Below are 20185 nucleotides of genomic sequence, written 5' to 3' on the forward strand. Positions count from 1 at the left end.
GCTCAGCACCGCGGGATCTGGGACTTCCAGGTGTTCGGGCCGCCGGTGTCCAGGTACCAGTCGTTGACGTACCCGTCCCCGATGCCGTTGTCGACCCGCATCCAGTACCGGTAGCCGTGCCCGTCCGCGTCCCCGTCCCCCGTGGTCCAGCAGATCAGGCCGAGCTCGTCCCCGTTGTGGTACCGACCGAACACCGGTGACTTCGGGGCGCTGTAGCGCGGTGCGGTGCGTACGGCCAGGTGGGATCCGGCGTCGATGCCGGTGACGTAGGCGCACTTGGCCCGGTCGCCCGAGATGCTGCAGGTGTGGATCGCGGCGCCGGCCGGGCCCGCCGAGGTCAGCACGGCGGACGCCGCGACGGTGAGTACGGCACCCGTGACGGTGAGGGCGCGCAGACGTGTGGTGTGCTTCGGCTGGGTCATGAGAGTCCTACCTTTCAAGGGGGTCAGAACTGGTCATTCGTAAGATCGGTGGGCCCAGGGGCTGCGGGTATGGCTGTCATCGGAGAGCCGTTGGATGGCTCAAGGAACTTGGCCGCCCGGAGCTCCGCGACGACTCGACCGCCAATTGGGAGATGCGACTCGATCGCTGTGTAGGACCACGCCGGCGAGGTCGTCTGCGGGATTGATCGACGACGAGCTGGCGGAGGTGACCGTGCCCCAGATCTGGGCCGGAGTGGACATCGGCAAGACGCATCACCACTGCGTGGTGATCAACACGAATGGTGAACGGCTGTTGTCCCGCCGCGTCCAGAACGACGAGTCCGACCTGTTTCAGCTGATCGGCGACGTGCTGGCGATATCCCCGGACGCGCTGTGGGCCGTCGACCTCAACCACGGCGGGGCCGCGCTGCTGCTCGGCTTGCTGGTCAACCACGGCCAGCCGGTGGCCTATCTGACCGGCTTCGCGGTTCATCGCGCGTCGGGCACCTACCGGGGCGAGGGGAAGACGGACGCCAAAGACGCCTTCGTCATCGCCGACCAGGCACGCGTCCGGCGTGACCTCGGCCTGCTTCGGCCGGGCGACGACATCGCCGTCGACCTGCGCACCCTGACCGCCCGTCGCCTGGATGTGGTCTTCGACCGAACCCGGCAGATCAACCGGCTGCGAGCCCAGCTCCTGGAAATCTTTCCCGGCCTGGAGCGGGCGCTGGACCTGACCCTCAAGGGGCCAGTCATGCTGCTGACCGGCTACCAGAGCCCGGCCGCCATCCGTCGCGCGGGTGTTCGGCGCATCGAGACCTGGCTGAAGAACCGTAAGGTCCGCGGCGCCGCAACGCTCGCCCGCACGGCCGTGGAGACCGCCCAGGGGCAACTGACCGCGTTGCCCGGGGAGAAGCTGGCTGCCGCCATGGTGGCCCGCCTCGCGAAGGCGGTCATGGACCTCGATGCAGAGATCGCGGAGCTGGAGACTCTCATCGAGGCGACATTTCGTCAGCACCCGCACGCTGAGGTGATCCGCAGTCTGCCTGGCATGGGTCCCAGGCTCGGAGCGGAGTTCATCGCCGCTACCGGCGGCGACTTGGGTGTCTTCGGCAGCTCCGACCGCCTGGCCGGATTCGCCGGACTGGCTCCACAGCCACGCGATTCCGGTCGGGTCAGTGGAAACCTGCGCCGGCCTAAGCGATATCACCGTGGACTGCTGCGGACGCTGTATTTGTCGGCGATGGTCAGCCTGCAGTGCTGTCCGGCCTCGAAGGCCTACTACGACCGGAAGCGGCGGGAGGGCAAGGGACACAAGCAAGCACTGCTGGCTCTCGCTCGCCGCCGGGTCAACGTGCTGTGGGCGATGATCCGTGACGGAGAGTGCTACCACGAGACACCTCCCGTCACACTCGCGGCTTGACATCACGATTGGGAAGTTCCTTCTGCCTGTTCGCCGGGATCAGCGGCACTGCGGGATCTGGGACTTCCAGGTGCTCGGGCCCCCGGTGTCGAGATACCAGTCGTTGACGTATCCCCAGGTCCTGGGCGTGGAGACCAGCATCCAGTAGCGGTAGCCGTGGCCGTCGGCGTCCGGGTCCCCGGTCGTCCAGCAGGACAGCTCCAGCCACTGGCCGTTGCCGTAGCGGGCCACCGCCGACGCGCCGTAGCGCGGCTGGGTGCGCATCACCAGGGCCGAGCCCGGGTCGATGCCGATCACCCGGGCGCAGCGCGCCGGGTCGCCCGGTCCGGCGCCGGGGCACGGACGCGGGGCGGCCTGGGCGGGGGAGGCGGTGAACAGCCCGGCTCCGGCGAGCAGGACCGCGGCCGCCCCCGCGACGGCCGCCGACCTGCGTCGGGAGGTGAGCAGGGACGATGTGGGCATCGGCTCCTCCAATCGATCGTGTCGAGCGTCGATGCACCCCGACCCTGACACCGGACGGGACGGGAGACAGCCTCTGATGTCTCAGGGTGGCTCGGGCCCGCGTGGGCGGGGGCCGGGTCCGGTATCGCGGCACTCTGCGCTGACCTCGTGTCTTACAGTGACTGCGACCCATTCCGGCGACTGAATCTGTGAGGTACTCGCCCACCATGCCGACCGAGACGTTTGAGTTTCAGGTAGAGGCCCGTCAGCTGCTCCAGCTGATGATCCACTCGGTCTACTCGAACAAGGATGTCTTCCTGCGCGAGCTCGTCTCCAACGCCTCCGACGCGCTCGACAAGCTGCGCCTGGAGAAGCTGCGCGACGACGCGCTCGACGCAGATGTGTCCGACCTGCACATCGCGATCGACGTCGACAAGGAGTCCCGTACCCTCACGGTCCGGGACAACGGCATCGGGATGTCGTACGACGAGGTCGGCAAGCTGATCGGCACCATCGCCAACTCGGGTACGGCCACCTTCCTCAAGGAGCTGCGCGAGGCGCAGGACGAGGCCGGGGCCGAGGGGCTCATCGGACAGTTCGGCGTCGGCTTCTACTCGGGCTTCATGGCGGCGGACGAGATGACGCTGGTGACCCGGCGCGCCGGCGAGACCCAGGGCACCCGCTGGACGTCGCGCGGCGAGGCCACGTACACCCTGGAGACGGTCGACGACGCCCCGCAGGGCACCTCGGTCACCCTCCACCTCAAGCCCGCCGACCCCGAGAACCAGCTCCACGACTACACCTCGCCCTGGAAGATCAGGGAGATCGTCAAGCGGTACTCGGACTTCATCACCTGGCCGATCCGGATGGTCCCCGAGCCGGGCGACGGCGACACCACGCCCGAGCCCGAGACGCTGAACTCCATGAAGGCCCTGTGGGCGCGCTCGCGCGAGGAGGTGTCCGACGACGAGTACCACGAGCTGTACAAGCACATCAGCCACGACTGGCGCGAACCCCTGGAGACCATCCGGCTCCAGGCCGAGGGCACCTTCGAGTACCAGGCCCTGCTCTTCGTCCCCTCGCACGCCCCGCACGACCTGTTCACCCGGGAGTTCAAGCGCGGCGTCCAGCTCTATGTGAAGCGCGTCTTCATCATGGACAACTGCGAGGCGCTGCTGCCGCCGTACCTGCGCTTCGTCAAGGGCGTCGTCGACGCGGCCGACCTCTCGCTCAACGTCTCCCGCGAGATCCTCCAGCAGGACCGGCACATCCGGATGATGCAGCGCCGGCTGACCAAGAAGGTGCTGTCCACGGTCAAGGACTTCATGACCAAGGACACCGACCGCTACGCCACCTTCTGGCGGGAGTTCGGCACGGTCGTCAAGGAGGGCCTGGTCACCGACTCCGAGAACAGCGAGGCCATCCTCGCCGTCGCCTCGTTCGCCACCACGCACTCCGACGACGAGCCGACCACCCTCGCGCAGTACGTCGAGCGGATGAAGGACGGCCAGGACGACATCTACTACATCACCGGTGAGTCCCGGCAGAGCATCGAGAACTCCCCGCACATGGAGGCGTTCCGCGACAAGGGCATCGAGGTGCTGCTGCTCACCGACGCCGTCGACGAGGTGTGGGTCGACGCCGTGGGCGAGTACGAGGGCAGGAAGCTGCGGTCCGTCACCAAGGGCGAGATCGACCTCGACGCCGAGGACGACGAGAAGGCCGACGGGGAGCGGGCCAAGCAGGCCGAGGAGTACGCCGGGCTGCTCGGCTGGATGGGGGAGCAGCTCGACGAGGACATCAAGGAGGTGCGCCTGTCGACGCGGCTCACCGTCTCGCCGGCTTGTGTCGTCTCCGACGCCCACGATCTGACGCCGGCCCTGGAGAACATGTACCGCGCGATGGGCCAGGAGGTGCCGCGCACCAAGCGCATCCTGGAGCTCAACCCCGAGCACCTGCTGGTGAAGGGCCTGAACCAGGCGTACAAGGAGCGCGAGGACCGCTCGGGGCTCGTGGAGTCCGCCGAGCTGCTCCACACGCTGGCGGTGCTCGCCGAGGGCGGCCAGCCCAAGGACCCCGCCCGCTTCGTGAAGCTGGTCGCGGACCGCCTGGAGCGCACCCTGTAGCCGGGGCTGTCGGCCATGTGGCCGTGTGCGCGGGCCATTGTCAGTGGCCCGCGCTACCTTCCTTGAAGTCGGCTTGCGGCCCCATTCCTGGAGGATTCATGGCCTCGCGGCTCAACCCCTACATCACCTTCGCCGGTGACGCCCGGCAGGCGCTGGAGTTCTACAAGGACGTCTTCGGCGGCACCCTGAACGTCAACACCTACGCCGAGTTCGGCCAGAAGGACTCCCCGATGGCCGACAAGATCATGCACGGCATGCTCGAGGCCCCCAACGGCTTCACCCTGATGGCCGCCGACACCCCGACGGACGACCACCGGCCCGGCAACAACATCTCCGTGAGCCTGAGCGGCGACGACGACGCCGAACTGCGCGGCTACTGGGAGAAGCTGTCCGCCGACGCCTCGGTGGCCGTGCCGCTGGAGAAGCAGATGTGGGGCGACGTCTTCGGCATGTGCACGGACCGCTTCGGCATCACCTGGATGGTCAACATCAGCCAGCCGGCCGGCTGAAGTCGGAGACCTCCTCCAGCGCCGGGTCGCCCTTGTCGCTCGCGCGGACGGTGCCGTCGCCCCGCAGGTCCACCGAGGCGGGTGAGGTGGACACGGCGGCCGAGGTGCCGACCGCCGTGTCCGCGGCTTCCGCCGCGCCCGGTGCAGCGGTCCGTCAGGGCGTGGTCAGCTCATAGAAGCCCCTGCCGAACGTCGCGGCCACCAGGCGGTGGTGACCCGCGTCGTACTCGATGTCGTCGACCGGTACCTGCGGCATGCCGCGGCCCAGACGCAGCCAGTGTCCGCCGCCCGTGACGCTGGTGAACACGCCCTGGTCGGTGCCGATGTAGAGGATGCCGCCGCGGGCGACGACCAGGTCGTTGACGGGTGCGGCCGGGAGGTTGCCCGACAGGTTCCGCCAGTGCCGGCCGCCGTCCGTGCTGCCGTACACATGGGGCAGCGGGGAGCCAGAGCGGTATCCGGAGTGGGTGGTCCAGACGCGGTCGGGGTTCTTCGGATCGACGACCACCCGGGTCACCCAGGGCAGCCCTTCGGCCAGCTTCGTCCAGGTCGCGCCGAGGTTCCTGGTGACCCACACCCGGCCGTCGTCCGTGCCGGCGTACACGGTGCGTCCGTCGTTCGCCGGGGCGATCGAGGTGATCGTGCCGTAGTTGGTGTAGATCGGGTCCGGGCCCGGGCCGCCGCTCAGGTCCGGGCTGATCGGCTGCCAGGTCGCGCCGCCGTCCGTGGAGCGGTTGAGCACCTCGGAGCCGTAGTAGAGGATCTTCGAATCGCGCGGGTCGAAGACCACCGGCGTGAACCAGTTGCGCCGCTGGTACGTCGTCCGGTCCGCGAAGTACGTGAGCGTGTCGCCGCCGTCGGTGGAGCTGAAGCAGTTGCCGTACTGGTAGCAGGCGAAGACGTTGTCCACGTCGGTCGGGTTGATGAGGTTCTCCTCGCCGTCGCCGCCGAGGTACTCGTTGAACCTCTCCCCGCCCCAGGACCGCAGGGAGCCGTTGTCCTGGGCCCCGCCCGAGATGCGGGTGACGTCCTGCGGGCTGATCGCCGCGCTGTAGAGCTGGGTGTAGGGCTGGTGGCGGGACTTGACCCAGCCGCCGTCGCCGTTCGCGTCGGAGCGGTAGACGCCGCCGTCGTTGCCGAGGTAGACCCGGCCCGGGCGGCGCGGGTCCCACACCATGGCGTGCTGGTCGACGTGCATGCTGGTGTCGTCGGCCGTCCAGGTGGCCCCGCCGTCCTTCGTGGTCATCAGGGGCACGCCGGCCACATGCACGTGCTCGTTGTCCCGGGGGTCGATCCACACCTTGCCGAACCACCAGCCGAAGCTCGACTGGGAGCCCGTCATGTCCTCGTTGGCAGGGGTGCGGGTCCAGTTGTCGCCGCCGTCGGTGGAGGCGTAGAAGCCCTCGAAGGGGCCACTGGCCTTGTTGGCGATCGCATAGAGCTTCTCGCCCGCGACCGCCAGGCCGATGCGTCCCACGTCCGGGCCCTCGGCGGGCAGTCCGCCGCCGAGCCGCTGCCAGGTCGCGCCGTCGTCCGTGCTGCGGAAGACGCCCGAGCCGACACCGCCGTACGTCCGCAGTCCGGGTGTGCGGCGGTGGTCCCACAACACGGCGTAGAGCCGGTCGCCGTCGACGACGATCTCGGTGGCGCCGGTGAACTCGTTGGCGCCGGCGAGGATCCGCTCCCAGGTGGCGCCGCCGTCCTCCGAGCGGTAGACGCCCCTGTCTCCACCGCCGTTGTAGAGGGAGCCGGCCGCGGCGACATAGATGCGGCGCGGGTTGGCGGGGTCGATGGTGATGGCGCTGATCGCGCCGGAGTCGCGCAGGCCGATCGGCTTCCAGGTCCGGCCGCCGTCCTTGCTGCGGTACAGCCCCGTCCCCTCGTAGGTGATGCTGCCGCCACCCGGGTTGGGCTCACCGGTGCCCACGTACAGGGTGCCGTCCGGGGCGGTGGCCACCGCGCCCATGGCCTGCGTCCAGCTGTCGGGCCACACCGAGTGGAAGGTCGCCCCGGCATCGGTGCTGCGCCACAGCCCGCCGCTCGCCGCCGCGGCGTACAGCGTGTCGGCGCGCTTGGGGTCGAGGGCGAGGGAGACGATCCGGCCGCCGATGTTGGTGGGCCCGACGCTCTTCCAGCGCCCGCCGACGGTGGGCAGTTCGCGGGCCTGCGCGGCGGCGCGGTCATGCGCGTGGCGCGGCATCGACTCGCCGGGCAGGGTCTTCTGCAGGTAGCGGTACTCCGCGGGGGCGGCCGGTCCACGGACCGGCCGGTACACGTCGGAGGGCCCGGGCGGCGCCGACGCCCCGGACGACGGGGGTGGTGCGGCCGCCGCCGGTGCCGTGAGCAACGCCGCTCCGGTGACCGTGGCGAGAACCAGTGACAGCAGACCTCTGCCCATGTGGACCCTTCCGTCGTCATGGCTGTCTACAACCGGAACGACGGTACGAGAGAAGGCAGTTGGGCAGAAGAGCGCGAAGGTGCCGGCTGTGGCGGGAGTGCGGCCGAGGCTGTTGACGTACCGCCCACGTGGGTAGGTACAGGGCGTAAAGCACCCGAAGGAAGGGAAAGGAGCTATACGGCGAACCCGCGGGGAGTGATCGGCAGTGCCCGGGAGGTCGGGCCCGAGTACTGAGGAGGGGCCACGCATGGGCGGGCAGCCCTTGTATCTCGAACCGCGGCTGGAGTCGCGGCTGCGCTCGCTGGCGGACTCGCCGGAGCTGCTGCACAGGCTCACCGACGCCCTCGGGTCTCCGCTGAACATGGTCGTACCCGACCAACTCGCCGACAACCTCCAGCAGTTCCGCTCGGTGTACGGCTCCCACCACCTGTCCGGCCAGGTGTTCTTCGCCCACAAGGCCAACCGGTCCAGCGCCCTGCTGCGGCGGCTCGCCGCCACGGACGCCGGCGTGGACGTCGCCTCCCTCGGCGAACTGCAGCACGCCCTCGGCGCCGGCTTCACCCCCGACCGGATCACCGCCACCGGACCGAAGAACCCGGAGTTCCTGTGGCTGGCGGCGCGCACGTCGGTCACCGTCAGCCTCGACACCCGAGGCGAACTGGACCAACTCGCCACGCTGGTACGCAAACACGCGCTGCCCCGCACCCGCGTCCTGCTGCGGCTGTCGGGCTTCGAGGCGTCCGGCGTACGGGTGCTGAGCCGCCGCAGCCGGTTCGGCACCGCGGTAGGGGAGTCGACCGCACTGCTGGAGACCGTCGAGCGGCACGGCGACGTGGTCGACCTGGTCGGCGTCGCGTACCACATGGACACGACGAGCCTCACCGAGAAGGCCACGGCCCTGGAAGGCTGTCTGCGGGTCCTGGAGGAGTGCCGCAGCCGGGGGCTTCGGCCCCGGGCCGTGGACATCGGCGGCGGCTTCGGCGTCAACTACCTCGCCGACGGCGGCCAATGGGAGCGGTACACCACCGAACTGACCGAAGCCGTGCTGGGCATCCGCCCGCCCCTGACATACGGCGGCCACGGCTACGGACTGCGCAACGAATCCGGCACCCTGCGCGGCGCCCTCGGCCTGTACCCGGCGCACCGTCCCATCGCGGGCGCCCGCTATCTCGACGAACTGCTCGCGCACCCGGCGGCGTCCCTGGGCGGCCGCCCCCTGGCCGCGCTGCTCCTCGACCACCTCTACGACCTGCACATCGAACCCGGCCGGGCCCTCCTGGACCAGTGCGGACTGACCCTGACCAAGGTCCTGGAGGTGCGCGACCAGGAGACCGACGGCCCCTTGGCCGTACGGCTGGCGGCGAAGGCCGACGACGTGGCGCTGGAGGACCACGGGGTGCTCATGGACCCGGTCGTCGTCCCACGGGACGGAGCGGACGCGGACCGCGCCGAACCGGTCGCCGTGCACCTCTTCGGCAGCCGCTGCCTGGAGTCCGACCTGATCACCCGCCGCACGGTCTTCCTGCCCCGCCGCCCCGTCCCCGGCGACCTGCTGGCCTTCGCCAACACGGCCGGCTACTGCATGGACTTCCACGCCACCCGTGCCCAGCACCAGCCCGCCGCGCGCAAGGCCGCCGTCTGGCAGGAGGGCGACAGATGGCGCTGGTGCCTGGACGACCAGTACTGGCCGACCACACCCGTGGGGGGAGCGCAGTGAGGTACGACAGCATCACCGAGGCCATCGGCAACACACCGCTGGTGCGCATCGACCCGGCCGTGCACGGCCTGAGCCACATCGACCTGTACGCCAAGCTGGAGCTGCTCAACCCCTTCGGTTCGGTGAAGGACCGGGCCGCCTGGAACATGGCCCGCCCGCGGCTGGCCGCCGCGCCCGAGCGGGGCGGTCAGGTCGTCGAGCTGTCGAGCGGCAACACCGCCAAGGCCCTCGCCGTCCTCGCGGGCATGCACGGACGGACCTTCAAGAGCGTCACCAACCGGATGCGCATCCCGGAGATCAAGGACCTGCTGCTGCTGCTCGGCGCGGAGATCGAGGAACTGCCCGGCCAGAGCGAGTGCCTGGACCCGACGGCCACCGACGACCCGCTCACCCAGTTCCACCGCACCCTGTCCGAGCCCGGCAGCACCTACCTGCACACCGACCAGTACTTCAACCCCCGCAACACCGAGGCCCACTTCACCGGTACCGGACCGGAGATCGTCAAGGACCTCGACGGCCGGTCCCCGGACTGGTTCATCGCCTGTGTGGGCACCGCCGGCTCCTCCACCGGCGTCGCCCGCGCCCTGCGCGAACACGACCCCGCCGTACGGGTCGTCGGCCTGGTCGCCGCCAAGTCCGACTTCATCCCCGGCATCCGCACCATCGACGAGGCGCACGAGGTGGGCCTGTTCGACCCCGGCACCTACGACACCATCGAGTCGGTCAGCGCCGACGAGGCCATCGAGGGCATGCTGACCCTCAACCGCCGCTGCGGCATCCTCGCCGGACCCACCGGAGGCGCGGCCTTCTTCGGCGCGCTGCGACAACTACGCGCTGCTGACGAAGAGTTGACGGAGCGACAGTCGGCTGTCTTCATCGTCTGCGACCGCGTGGAGAGCTATCTGAGCTACGTCCGCCAACGGCGCCCCGACCTCTTCGGCCGCCCCCGCCGCGGCAACTCCCCGGCCGACCTGTCGGACGCCGAGATCCGCACGGCACCGGCCCTCGGCGTCGCCGACGCCCAGGCGTGGATCACCACCGGGGAACCGCTCGTGGTCGACCTGCGCAGCCCCTACGCCTACGCCGCCCTGCACATCGACGGCTCGGTCAACATCGTCGACGAGCTCTTCGAGGAACTCCTGCACGGCGGCCTGCCGTTCAGCCGCACCCGCCCCGTCCTGCTGGCCTGCCCGGTCGGCGAGAAGTCCGCCCGCTACGCCGCCCTGCTGACCCGGATGGGCCACCCCGGCGTCCGCAGTCTGACCGGCGGCATCATCGCCTGGCGCGACGCCGGCGCACCTCTGGTACGGGACTGACCGCATGACCGTGTCCAGGACCGATGCCCAAGTGCCCCTCCCCGTCGAGGATCTGGCGGACTGGCAGCGCGCCCTGCGGGCCCAGTTCCCGATCATCACCGCCCACCCGGAGCAGTCCTATCTGGACAGCGCGGCCACCGCCCAGAAGCCGCAGGCCGTGCTCGACGCCGTCCACACCTACCTCACCACCACCAACGCCAACGCCGGACGCGGCACCTACACCTGGGCCAACCGGACCACGACCCTGGTCGAGCAGACCCGCGGCCGGGTGAAGCTGTTCCTCGCCGACCCGGCGCCGGAGCGCTCGGCCGTGCACTTCACGAGCGGCACCACCGAGGGACTGCGCACCGTCGCCCGCGACTGGCTGCCCGGGCTCCTCGCCGACGGCGACGAGATCGTCGTCCCGGTCGCCGACCACGAGGCCAACATCGCGCCCTGGCTGGAGACGCAGCGCCAACTGGCCCGGCAGGGCGTCCACGTCCATGTGCGGCCGATGCCGTACCAGGCGGCGTCCGGCGACTACGACCACACCGCCCTCGCCGAACTGGCCGGTCCGCGCACCCGGTTCGTCGCCGCGAGCCACGTCCACCACGTGTACGGCGGCAACATGAACATCCACCGCATCCGCCGAGCGGTCGGACCGGACGCGGTCATCTGCCTGGACGCCGCCCAGAGCGTCGGCCATCTGCCGGTGTCCGTGGCCGATCTGGACGTCGACTTCGTCGTCTTCTCCGGGCACAAGGCCATGGCCCTGCCCGGCACGGGAGCCGTCTGGGCCCGTCAGTCGCGCGGGCCCGCGTTCACGCCGGGCGGCTGGTCGGGCACCCCCAACACGGTCGGCATCGCCTCCCTCGCCGCCGCCCTGGACTGGCTGGACGCGGCCGGCGCCGACCGGATCGAGCGATGGACGGTCGCGCTCGCGGCCCGTCTCACCGAGGGCCTGCGGCACCTCGACGCCTACGAGATCCTCGGCTGCCAGTCCAGCCTGGCCGCCGACTCACCCGTCCAGCGGCGCCAGGGCATCGTCACCCTCCGCCACCGCGCCATCGACTCGGGAGACCTGGGCTTCATCCTCTTCAGCCACGGCTTCATGGTCCGCTCCGACCAGCACTGCCAGGGCCGGGCGGGGGAGAGCACCGGCTCGGTGCGGGTGAGCCTGCATGTGTACAACACCGTCGAGGAGGTCGACCGGCTGCTGGGGGTCCTTGCCACCCTCGGATGACGTACCGCCGTTAGGGGGAATGGGAACCGTTTCCACCTGTAGGGTCTGGCCCAGACGGTGCGTACGAGTGCGGAACGGCGAGGTGGCACGACCGGATGGGGCTGAGCCTGGCGACGGCGGAGCGATGGGTGCGGCGCTGGGAGCTCCAGCAGCAGCGATACGCCGTGGACCGCGAGGAGCGGTTCACGGTGATCGCCGACGTCGTCGAACAGGCGGTGGCGGACCCATGCGGCCCCTCGGCCCGGCCGCTCGTCGTCGACCTCGGCTGCGGCCCCGGCTCACTGGCCGCCCGGCTCGCCAAACGGCTGCCGCAGGCGGACCTCGTCGCCGTCGACATGGACCCGCTGCTGCTGGAGCTGGCCCGCACCCATCACGCGGACGCGGCCCGCTACGTCGACACGGTGATCGGCGGGGAGGGCTGGACGAACGCCCTGTGCCTCGACCGCCCGTTGGACGCGGCCGTGTCGACGACGGCCCTGCACTACCTGGACCCGGACACCCTGTACCGCACCTACCGGCAGCTCGCGGCACTGCTGCGGCCCGGCGGCGTCCTCGTCAACGGCGACCACTTCCCGCACGACGACATCGCGCTCGCCGACCTCGCCGGACGCGTCGGCCGCCGGCACGCCGAACGCCGGCGCGCCCTGGCCCACGAGGACTGGGCCTCCTGGTGGACGGCCGTCGCCCGGGACCCCGAACTGTCCGACCTGCTCGCCGAGCGCCGGCGCAGGCAGCCGGCCGGCGGGAGCGACGGCGCGCCGAGCCTGTCCGTGGCCACGCACGAACGGCTGCTGCGGCGGGCGGGGTTCAGGCACGCCGGATCCGTCTGGCAGTACGGCGACAGCCATGTGGTCGTGGCCATCCGCTGACCGGATCCGCCCGCTTCGTCACCAAGCACTGCTAAAGGATTCAACGGGCACCTTGACAGGGTGCGTACTGTTTCGCGACGTTTGAGCCTCGCCACAGAGTTCGATACGGGGGACAGTGTGGCCAGGCGCCCAAAGCGCCACCGGGGGATTTCTGCTGGGGGGAGCGGTCGTCATGCGATCCACGAGCGCCATCACCGTTCACAGACCCGAGGAGCTGAACGAGCCGCTGCGCCGGGCGTGGCACCGGGCCATGGACGAGTCGCCCGACTACGCCAACCCGTTCCTGGCGCCGGAGTTCACACTCGGGGTCGGCAGGCACCGCAAAGGGGCGTATGTCGCGGTCCTGCACGAGCAGGGAGAGCCCGTCGGCTTCCTCCCGTACGAGCGCAACGCATGCGGCGTCGGCCGGGCCATCGGCCTGGGCCTGTCCGACTGTCAGGCGCTGGTGCACCGGCCGGGGGTCGGCTGGGACACCCACGAACTGCTGCGGGCCTGCGGACTGTCCGTCTTCGAGTTCGATCACCTCGTCGAGGAACAGCCGTCGTTCGCCCCCTACGTCACCGGCACGTTCGCCTCTCCCGTCCTCGACCTCAAGCCCGGCGAGGGCGGCTACCCCGAGTGGCTGCGCGCCACCTACCCGGGGCTGGCCAAGACGACGCTGAAGAAGGAGCGCCGCCTGGGCCGCGACGCGGGCGAGGTGCGGTTCGTGTACGACGAGCGCGACCCGCGCGTGCTGCGCACCCTCATGCGGTGGAAGTCCGCCCAGTACCGCAGAACCGGGCGGATGGACCGGTTCTCCAGGCCCTGGATCGTCGATCTGGTGGACCACTTCTTCCAGGTCCGCGAAGAGCACTTCACCGGCATCCTGTCCGTGGTGTACGCCGGTGACCGACCCGTCGCCGCGCACTTCGGGCCGAGGTCGCGCACCGTGCTCGCGGCCTGGTTCACCGCGTACGACCCCGAGTTCGGCTACTACTCGCCCGGACTGATGATGCACCTGAGGCTGGCTCAGGCCGCGGGCCGGGACGGCGTGACGCTCATGGACATGGGGCGCGGCGAGAAGGAGTACAAGGACTGGCTCAAGACCCGTGAACTGCGGGTGGCGGAGGGGTTCGCGGTGCGCCCGCACCCGGTGGCCGCGGCCCACCGGATGTGGCGCAGACCGGTGCGCGGACTGCGGAACACCGTCCTGGCCCATCCCCGGCTGCGCGAGCCCGCCGACCGGCTGCTGAAGACCGTCGGCACCCTGCGCACCAAGGGACCGGCCCACGCACCGGGCGCGGGAGCCCGCGCCCGCTGAGCGCGCGCCCCGCTCACCGCCCCCTTTGGGTGACCCTTCGGCGGACCCTTCCACGGAAGCAGGTGACGATGCCGTACGGATCGCGGCTCGCCGCGACGATGACACGGCGCATCGGACGTGAATGCGTCTACACGCCCTCGGCCCGACTGGCCCTGTATCTGGCGCTGCGGCGCTGGTGCCGGCCGGGTGCGCGGGTGCTGATGTCCCCGGTGAACGACGACGTGATCCTCTTCGTCGTCCTCGCCGCCGGACTGCGCCCGGTCCAGGCCCCGGTGTCCCGGTGGGACGGCAACATCGACCCGGCCGCCGTACCGGCGTCCACCTGGCGCGCTGTGGACGCCGTTTTGACCACCAACCTGTACGGGCTGCCCGACCGGGTCGTCGAACTGCGCCGCCGCTGCGCCGTGCTGGGCATCCCCCTGATCGAGGACGCGGCACACGCCATCGGCACGCATGTGGACGGGCAGCCGATCGGGACGTTCGGGAAGGCCGCGGCGTTCAGCCTCTCCAAGCATGTCGCGGGGATGGCGGGCGGCTTCCTCGCCGTCGACGACGCACGCACCCGACGCGAGCTGGAGCTCCTGCGCGACGACCTGCTCACCCCACGCCGCCTGCGCGACGACCTGGCCACGACACTGCGCCCACTGGCCCGGTCCACGATCCGCACGCTCCACCTGGCGCGCCCCGCCTGGCGCACCATGCGGCGCCTCGGCCTGCTGGAGCGCGACGGCTTCCGGATGGCCCTGCACGCACCCCGCCTGGCCGGCAGCGCGCGCGACGCGCCCAGCCTCGCGGCGTACGAGCCCTGGGTCCGCGTCGACCTGCACGGCTTCCGCTCCCGCCACGGGGCCCTGGTGCGCGGCCCGCTGGAACTGCGGATGGCGCTGCTCGACGGCGACCTCGCCCGGCGCCGGGCCGGGGTGTCGCTGCTGTCCGGCACCGCCTGGGCCACCCCGGCACTGCACGACCGGGTGACACACGACGGCCCGCCCGCCCTCTTCCGCGTCCCCCTCCTGGTCCACGACCGCGACAGCGTGGCGGAACACCTGGTCGACCACGGAGTGATCACCGGCTACATCTACGACCCGCCGCTCGACGACTACGCGGGCGCCGAGTTCGTCGAACCGTCCCCCGACCCCGCGGCCGCCCGCTGGTTCGCCGCGCACACCCTGCCGGTCGACCCCCATCTGGCCCGCAGGATCATGGACGCCCTCACCAAGGAACACGTGACCCCGGCCCACCCGCCGATGCCGGTCGCCGACGTACGCCCCGGGGCCGGCCGGGTCACGGGGGAGACCTCGTAGTTCGTCCGGTCGGCATGGTTCGTCCGGTCGGCCTTCCGTGCCTACCCTGGAGGTGTGGCTCGGTCCAACGACGAGGTCGCCGCGCTGTTCCAGGAGTACGCGGATCTGATCTCGATCACCGGAGGAGACGCGTTCCGGACGCGCACCTACGAGAAGGCCGCCCGCTCGATCGGCGGCTACCACGCCGACGTGTCCACGCTCGACGTCAAGGGGCTCCAGGAGATCCCCAATGTCGGCAAGTCGACCGCCGAGAAGATCGTCGAGTACTTCAAGAGCGGCAAGGTGTCCGCCGTGGAGGAACTGCGGGCGAAGATCCCCGCCGGGGTCCGGCAGCTCACGGCCATCCCCACGCTCGGCCCGAAGAAGGCACTCGTCCTCTACGAGGAACTGGGCATCTCCACCACCGAGGAACTCGCCGACGCCATCCACGAGGAGCGGCTGCGCGACCTCAAGGGCTTCGGGCCGAAGACCGAGGAGAACATCCTGCACGGCATCGGCCTGCTCCAGTCCTCCGGCGACCGGGTCCTGATCGACGTCGCCCTCGGTCTCGCCGAGGACATCGTCGCCGAGATGTCGCAGGTCACCGGCTGCAAGCGGTGCTCCTACGCCGGATCGCTGCGCCGCGTCCGCGAGACCATCGGCGACATCGACGTCCTCGTCGCGGCGAAGAAGCCGGAGCCGGTCATGCGGGCCTTCACCGAGCTGCCGTACGTCTCCGAGGTCATCGCACACGGCGAGAAGAAGACGTCGATCCGCACCAGCAAGGGCCTCCAGGTCGACCTGCGGGTCGTGCCGCCGGACTCCTGGGGCGCGGCGATGCAGTACTTCACCGGCTCCAAGGCGCACAACATCCGCACCCGGGAGATCGCCGTCCACAAGAAGCTCAAGCTCTCCGAGTACGGCCTCTTCGACACCGAGACCGGCAAGAAGATCGTCTCCGAGACCGAGGAGGAGGTGTACGCCCGCCTCGGCCTGCCCTGGATCCCGCCCACCCTGCGCGAGGACCGGGGCGAGATCGAGGCGGGGCTGCGCGACGAGCTGCCGGAACTCGTCCAGGAGAAGGACATCCGCGGCGATCTGCACACCCACACCGACCTCACCGACGGGCTCGCCCCGCTGGAGGAGATGGTCGCCGCGGCCGCCGAGCGCGGCTACGCCTACTACGCGGTCACCGACCACGGCCCCGACATGGCCATGCAGCGCATGACCGACGAGCGGATCCTCGCCCAGCGTGAACACGTCCGCGCGCTCGACGGGGAGTACGGCAAGCGCGGCAAGCGGGGCGGTATGCGGGTGCTGCACGGCGCCGAGCTGAACATCGACCCCGACGGCGGTGTGGACTGGCCGCCCGAGTTCCTCGCCGGCTTCGACCTGTGCGTGGCCTCGGTGCACTCGCACTTCAACCAGGGCCGCGAGGCGCTGACCCGGCGGATCGTCAAGGCCTGCGAGAACCCGCACGTCAACATCATCGGCCACCCCACCACCCGCCTCATCGGCAAGCGCCCCGGCATCGACGTCGACCTCGACGCGGTCTTCGCCGCCTGCGCGCGCACCGGCACCGCCCTGGAGGTCAACTCCCATCCGGACCGGCTCGACCTGCGCGACGAGGACATCCTGCGGGCCCGGCGGCACGGCGTGCGGTTCGCCGTCGACAGCGACGCCCACGCGGTGATCCACCTCGCCAACCTGCGCTACGGCGTGGGCACGGCGCAGCGCGGCTGGCTCACCCAGGACGACGTGATCAACACCTGGCCGCTGACCCGGCTGCGGCGCTTTCTGAAGAAGACCTAGCTTTCCGAAGGCCTAGCTTTCCGAAGGCCTAGCTTTCCGAAGGCCTAGCTTTTCAGAACAGGCCCTGGCGCCGGGGGACGTTCATCCGGTGGACGGCCGCGTCCGTGAGCGCCGCGGCCACCTCGGGGACCACCCTCCGCTGCTGTTCGGTGCGCGGTGCGTGCTCGCGCAAGAGCGGTCGCAGGGACCGTACGCGGGCGACCAACTCGGCATCGGTGCCGGCTGCTGCCATCTCGGCGACCTCCCGATCACGACGAGTGACCACCGTGGCGCGGATGCCGAGGGCTGTCAACGCCCGCTCCCCGAAGCGGAGTTGACGCGCGAGCGAGTCCGGTGATCTTCGTTCGTTTGAGCGGCCGTCGAGAAGGGGGGCGTGCCGACGTGGGCCGGGCCGAACGGGTCAGGCTTTGCCCATGTCGCCGCAGAGGGGTTGTCCTGACATTACGTCCCTGCCTAGGGTCGCCCTCGAAGTGCAAGCGCTTTCTGAAGCGGGCTGTCCGCCGACCGTCCGAGGAGAACCGTATGCCCCCACGCTCCGCCCGCCGCCGCGTCGCCGTGATCGGCACCGGCGCCATCGTCAGCGGCAGTCACCTTCCCGCGCTGAGACACCACGCCGACCGGGCGGAGCTGGTCGCCGCCGTCGACGTGGACCAGGGCCGGCTGGACGCCTTCCGCGAACTCGCGGGCGAGCAGGTCGCCGGGTACACCTCGACCGGCGACATGCTGGACGCCGTACGCCCCGATCTGGTCCTGATCGGCACCCCGCCGTCCCTGCACCGGGAGCAGACCGTCGCCGCGCTCAAGGCGGGCGCCTGGGTGCTGTGCGAGAAGCCGCTGTGCCTGTCGCTCGCCGAGTACGACGACATCGCGGCGGCCGAGGAGGCGTCGGGGGCCTATGCCTCGGTGGTCTTCCAGCACCGCTACGGCTCGGGCGCCGTCCACGCCCGCGAGCTGATCGCGGGCGGTGAGCTGGGCGTCCCGCTGGTCGCGCACTGCCAGACGACCTGGCACCGGGACGCCGCGTACTACGCGGTGCCGTGGCGCGGGCGCTGGGTGACCGAGGGCGGCGGGCCCACCATGGGGCACGGCATCCACCAGTTCGACCTGCTGCTGCATCTGCTGGGCCCCTGGGCGGAGATCCGGGCCATGGCCGCGCGCCTGGTCCACGACACCGAGAGCGAGGACGTCTCGACGGCCCTCGTCCGGTTCGAGAACGGCGCCCTCGCCACCGTCGTCAACAGCGTGCTGTCCCCGCACGAGGTCAGCCGCATCCGCATCGACTGCGCCGACGCGACGGTCGAGCTCACCCACCTGTACGGCCACCGCAACGACGACTGGGTCTACACCCCGGCCCCGCACGTCCCCTCCGAGCGCGCCACCGCCTGGCGCACCCCGGCGGCGGACGTGCCCAGTTCGCACACGGCCCAGCTCGGCGCCCTCCTCGACGCCCACGACAACGGTGTCCGGCCGCCCGGCAGCGGCCCGGACGCCCGGGCCACCCTCGACTTCGCCGCCGCCCTGTACAAGTCCGCGTTCACCGGACAGCCGGTGTACGCGGGCGAGATCGGGTCCGGCGACCCCTTCTATCCGGCCATGCACGGAGACCACCCCCACTGGGCCCCCAAGGAGCGCGCATGAGCATCCGTGTCACCCACGCGCACGGCGACCACATCGCGGTGACGGCGGCGAACGGCACCGAGATCCTCCGCTACGTCTACCGTCCCGACCCGGAGGCCTTCGAGTCCCGCAAGCCGTACGCCCACCCGGTGCGCACCCTCGCCGGGCACACCGTGACCGGGTACCGGCCCAGCGACCACCGCTGGCACAAGGGCCTGCAGATGACGGCGAGCCATCTGTCCGGGCAGAACTTCTGGGGCGGCAACTGCTATGTGCACGGCCAGGGTTACCTGCCGCTGCCGGAGCGGATCGGCTCGATGCGGCACGAAGGCTTCCCGGTGTTCGCGGTCGAGGACGACCGGCTCACCGTCGCCGAGGAGCTCACCTGGGTGGAGAACGGTGGTGCCGAGTGGGCGCGGGAGACGCGCGGGCTCATCGTGCACTCGGTGGACGAGGCGGCCGGCGCCTGGGCGCTGGACTGGTCGATCCGGCTCACCAACACCCGTGCCGAGCCACTGCGGTTCGGGTCCCCGACCACCGAGGGCCGGGAGCTGGCCGGCTACACCGGACTGCAGTGGCGCGGCCCGCGCGACTTCACCGGCGGGACCGCCTTCGCGCCGGAGTCCGACGCGGACGCCGACAAGCTGATGGGCAGTCAGGGCCCGTGGCTGGCCTTCACCACCGAGCACGACGACATCGACGGGCACTCCACCCTCGTGTTCGCGCACGCGCCCGAGAACCTGGACGCCGTTCACGAGTCGCACTGGTTCGTGCGCTCCGAGCCCATCCCCACGGTGGCGTTCTCCTGGGCGTTCTTCGAGGAGTTCGAGCTGCCGCCGGGCGAGTCCTTCGAGTACCGCTACCGCATCGTCGTCGCCGACGGGGCCTGGGACCGGGAGCAGGTGGCCGCCCACCTGGAGGCAATGCCGTGGTGAAGCCGAACCTTCCGCACCCGCTGCCCGGCGCCGTCGGCCTGTCCCATCTCAGCGCCTACGACTGGGAGGCCGCCGACGGCGTGTGCGGCGGCAGCCCGCATCTGCACCTGGTGTGCACCGAGGCGTACGTCGTCACCGGCGGCCGGGGTGCCGTGCAGACGCTGAGCCCCGACGGCTACCGGGACATCCCGCTGGAGCCCGGCTCCGTCGCCTGGTTCACGCCCGGAACCGTGCACCGCATGGTGCAGGGCGGCGATCTGCGCATCACCGTGCTGATGCAGAACAGCGGCCTGCCGGAGGCCGGGGACGCCGTCTTCACCTTCCCGCCGGACGTGCTCGCCGACGCCGAGAGATACGCGGCCGCCGCTGTGCTCCCACCCGGCACCGGCCCGGAGACGGCCGCCGCCGCACGGCGCCGCAGGGACCTCGCCGTCGAGGGCTACCTCGCCCTGCGCGAGGCGCTCGAAGCCGGGGACAGCGGCCCGTACCGCGAGTTCCAGCGTGCCGCCGCCCGGCTCGTGCGCGCCAAGGTCCCCGACTGGCGGGAGCTGTGGCGGGCCGGCGCCCTGGCCACGGCCGAGCGCACGGGCGCCCAGCTCGACGCGCTGGAGGCGGGGGAACCGGCGTACCTGGGCGAGGCGACCGCGTACGAAACCGCGCCCACCCGGCTCGGCGGGTTCGGGATGTGCGGCCGCCGGGACGAGTACAACCTGCCGGGGACGACGCTGCCGTACGGCGGCGAGTAGCAGGTCAGGGGGGCCGAGGGGGGCGAGGGGGGCCAACAGAAAGCCCGAG

General features: G+C 71.0%; 17 protein-coding genes. 13 read left to right on the forward strand and 4 right to left on the reverse strand.

Annotation, left to right across the window (positions count from 1 at the left end; all coding sequences use genetic code 11):
• Positions 1-2: 2 nt before the first annotated feature.
• Positions 3-422 (reverse strand): hypothetical protein, encoded by a 420-nt coding sequence (locus IM697_RS18865; RefSeq protein ID WP_194048869.1) that lies wholly within the window; start codon positions 420-422, stop codon positions 3-5.
• Between the two features lie 232 nt (positions 423-654).
• Here IM697_RS18865 and IM697_RS18870 point away from each other — a divergent pair, with 232 nt between their 5' ends.
• Positions 655-1845 carry an IS110 family RNA-guided transposase gene (locus IM697_RS18870; protein ID WP_456114997.1) on the forward strand — a complete coding sequence of 397 codons (1191 nt, stop codon included), beginning with the start codon at positions 655-657 and terminating at the stop codon, positions 1843-1845.
• 39 nt (positions 1846-1884) lie between these two features.
• On the opposite strand, the gene IM697_RS18875 is transcribed toward IM697_RS18870, so the two are convergent.
• The gene (locus IM697_RS18875; RefSeq protein ID WP_194048870.1) at positions 1885-2307 is read right to left on the reverse strand and encodes a hypothetical protein; all 423 of its coding nucleotides are present in this window, start codon (positions 2305-2307) and stop codon (positions 1885-1887) included.
• Between the two features lie 206 nt (positions 2308-2513).
• Between IM697_RS18875 and htpG the strand changes: the two genes are divergently transcribed.
• Both htpG and IM697_RS18885 read left to right on the forward strand, forming a co-directional pair.
• A complete protein-coding gene (gene htpG, locus IM697_RS18880) occupies positions 2514-4412 on the forward strand; it encodes a molecular chaperone HtpG (protein ID WP_194048871.1) in 1899 nt (632 codons plus the stop codon).
• A gap of 98 nt (positions 4413-4510) precedes the next feature.
• Positions 4511-4921 (forward strand): VOC family protein, encoded by a 411-nt coding sequence (locus IM697_RS18885; protein WP_194048872.1) that lies wholly within the window; start codon positions 4511-4513, stop codon positions 4919-4921.
• Between the two features lie 154 nt (positions 4922-5075).
• Here the strand turns inward: IM697_RS18885 and IM697_RS18890 are convergent, their stop codons facing one another.
• The gene (locus IM697_RS18890) at positions 5076-7319 is read right to left on the reverse strand and encodes a WD40/YVTN/BNR-like repeat-containing protein (RefSeq protein ID WP_194048873.1); all 2244 of its coding nucleotides are present in this window, start codon (positions 7317-7319) and stop codon (positions 5076-5078) included.
• A 247-nt stretch (positions 7320-7566) separates the two neighbouring features.
• On the opposite strand from IM697_RS18890, the gene IM697_RS18895 reads away from it, so the two are divergent.
• From IM697_RS18895 to polX, 7 genes are all read left to right on the forward strand, one after another.
• Positions 7567-9036 carry a type III PLP-dependent enzyme domain-containing protein gene (locus IM697_RS18895; RefSeq protein ID WP_194048874.1) on the forward strand — a complete coding sequence of 490 codons (1470 nt, stop codon included), beginning with the start codon at positions 7567-7569 and terminating at the stop codon, positions 9034-9036.
• Positions 9033-10352: a pyridoxal-phosphate dependent enzyme gene (locus tag IM697_RS18900; protein ID WP_194048875.1), complete on the forward strand. Its 1320-nt coding sequence runs from the start codon at positions 9033-9035 to the stop codon at positions 10350-10352. The genes IM697_RS18895 and IM697_RS18900 overlap by 4 nt, the downstream gene beginning before the upstream one ends.
• A gap of 4 nt (positions 10353-10356) precedes the next feature.
• Positions 10357-11574, forward strand: coding sequence for an aminotransferase class V-fold PLP-dependent enzyme (locus IM697_RS18905; RefSeq protein ID WP_194048876.1), 1218 nt, complete (start codon positions 10357-10359; stop codon positions 11572-11574).
• Between the two features lie 95 nt (positions 11575-11669).
• Complete coding sequence (locus IM697_RS18910; RefSeq protein WP_194048877.1) at positions 11670-12443, forward strand: class I SAM-dependent methyltransferase; 774 nt, start codon at positions 11670-11672, stop codon at positions 12441-12443.
• Between the two features lie 172 nt (positions 12444-12615).
• The gene (locus tag IM697_RS18915) at positions 12616-13743 is read left to right on the forward strand and encodes a GNAT family N-acetyltransferase (protein WP_194048878.1); all 1128 of its coding nucleotides are present in this window, start codon (positions 12616-12618) and stop codon (positions 13741-13743) included.
• A 68-nt stretch (positions 13744-13811) separates the two neighbouring features.
• On the forward strand, positions 13812-15047 hold the full coding sequence (locus IM697_RS18920) for a DegT/DnrJ/EryC1/StrS family aminotransferase (protein ID WP_194048879.1): 1236 nt from the start codon (positions 13812-13814) through the stop codon (positions 15045-15047).
• Positions 15048-15101: 54 nt separating this feature from the next.
• Complete coding sequence (gene polX, locus IM697_RS18925; RefSeq protein WP_194048880.1) at positions 15102-16838, forward strand: DNA polymerase/3'-5' exonuclease PolX; 1737 nt, start codon at positions 15102-15104, stop codon at positions 16836-16838.
• Positions 16839-16890: 52 nt separating this feature from the next.
• On the opposite strand, the gene IM697_RS18930 is transcribed toward polX, so the two are convergent.
• Positions 16891-17130 carry a hypothetical protein gene (locus IM697_RS18930; RefSeq protein ID WP_194048881.1) on the reverse strand — a complete coding sequence of 80 codons (240 nt, stop codon included), beginning with the start codon at positions 17128-17130 and terminating at the stop codon, positions 16891-16893.
• A gap of 230 nt (positions 17131-17360) precedes the next feature.
• Here IM697_RS18930 and IM697_RS18935 point away from each other — a divergent pair, with 230 nt between their 5' ends.
• The 3 genes from IM697_RS18935 to IM697_RS18945 are packed head-to-tail and all read left to right on the forward strand — an operon-like array spanning position 17361 to position 20136.
• Positions 17361-18476, forward strand: coding sequence for a Gfo/Idh/MocA family protein (locus tag IM697_RS18935; RefSeq protein ID WP_194048882.1), 1116 nt, complete (start codon positions 17361-17363; stop codon positions 18474-18476).
• Positions 18473-19390: a DUF6807 domain-containing protein gene (locus tag IM697_RS18940; RefSeq protein WP_194048883.1), complete on the forward strand. Its 918-nt coding sequence runs from the start codon at positions 18473-18475 to the stop codon at positions 19388-19390. Before IM697_RS18935 ends, IM697_RS18940 begins: the two co-directional genes overlap by 4 nt.
• The gene (locus IM697_RS18945; protein ID WP_194048884.1) at positions 19384-20136 is read left to right on the forward strand and encodes a cupin domain-containing protein; all 753 of its coding nucleotides are present in this window, start codon (positions 19384-19386) and stop codon (positions 20134-20136) included. Before IM697_RS18940 ends, IM697_RS18945 begins: the two co-directional genes overlap by 7 nt.
• Positions 20137-20185: the final 49 nt, after the last annotated feature.

The organism is Streptomyces ferrugineus (genome assembly GCF_015160855.1).
Classification (GTDB): domain Bacteria; phylum Actinomycetota; class Actinomycetes; order Streptomycetales; family Streptomycetaceae; genus Streptomyces; species Streptomyces ferrugineus.

Coding starts and splice junctions, on each gene's coding strand:
- IM697_RS18865 (WP_194048869.1), bottom strand. CDS start 422: ATGACCCAGCCGAAGCACACCACACGTCTGCGCGCCCTCACCGTCACG.
- IM697_RS18875 (WP_194048870.1), bottom strand. CDS start 2,307: ATGCCCACATCGTCCCTGCTCACCTCCCGACGCAGGTCGGCGGCCGTC.
- htpG (WP_194048871.1), top strand. CDS start 2,514: ATGCCGACCGAGACGTTTGAGTTTCAGGTAGAGGCCCGTCAGCTGCTC.
- IM697_RS18885 (WP_194048872.1), top strand. CDS start 4,511: ATGGCCTCGCGGCTCAACCCCTACATCACCTTCGCCGGTGACGCCCGG.
- IM697_RS18890 (WP_194048873.1), bottom strand. CDS start 7,319: ATGGGCAGAGGTCTGCTGTCACTGGTTCTCGCCACGGTCACCGGAGCG.
- IM697_RS18895 (WP_194048874.1), top strand. CDS start 7,567: ATGGGCGGGCAGCCCTTGTATCTCGAACCGCGGCTGGAGTCGCGGCTG.
- IM697_RS18905 (WP_194048876.1), top strand. CDS start 10,357: ATGACCGTGTCCAGGACCGATGCCCAAGTGCCCCTCCCCGTCGAGGAT.
- IM697_RS18910 (WP_194048877.1), top strand. CDS start 11,670: ATGGGGCTGAGCCTGGCGACGGCGGAGCGATGGGTGCGGCGCTGGGAG.
- IM697_RS18915 (WP_194048878.1), top strand. CDS start 12,616: ATGCGATCCACGAGCGCCATCACCGTTCACAGACCCGAGGAGCTGAAC.
- IM697_RS18920 (WP_194048879.1), top strand. CDS start 13,812: ATGCCGTACGGATCGCGGCTCGCCGCGACGATGACACGGCGCATCGGA.
- IM697_RS18935 (WP_194048882.1), top strand. CDS start 17,361: ATGCCCCCACGCTCCGCCCGCCGCCGCGTCGCCGTGATCGGCACCGGC.
- IM697_RS18940 (WP_194048883.1), top strand. CDS start 18,473: ATGAGCATCCGTGTCACCCACGCGCACGGCGACCACATCGCGGTGACG.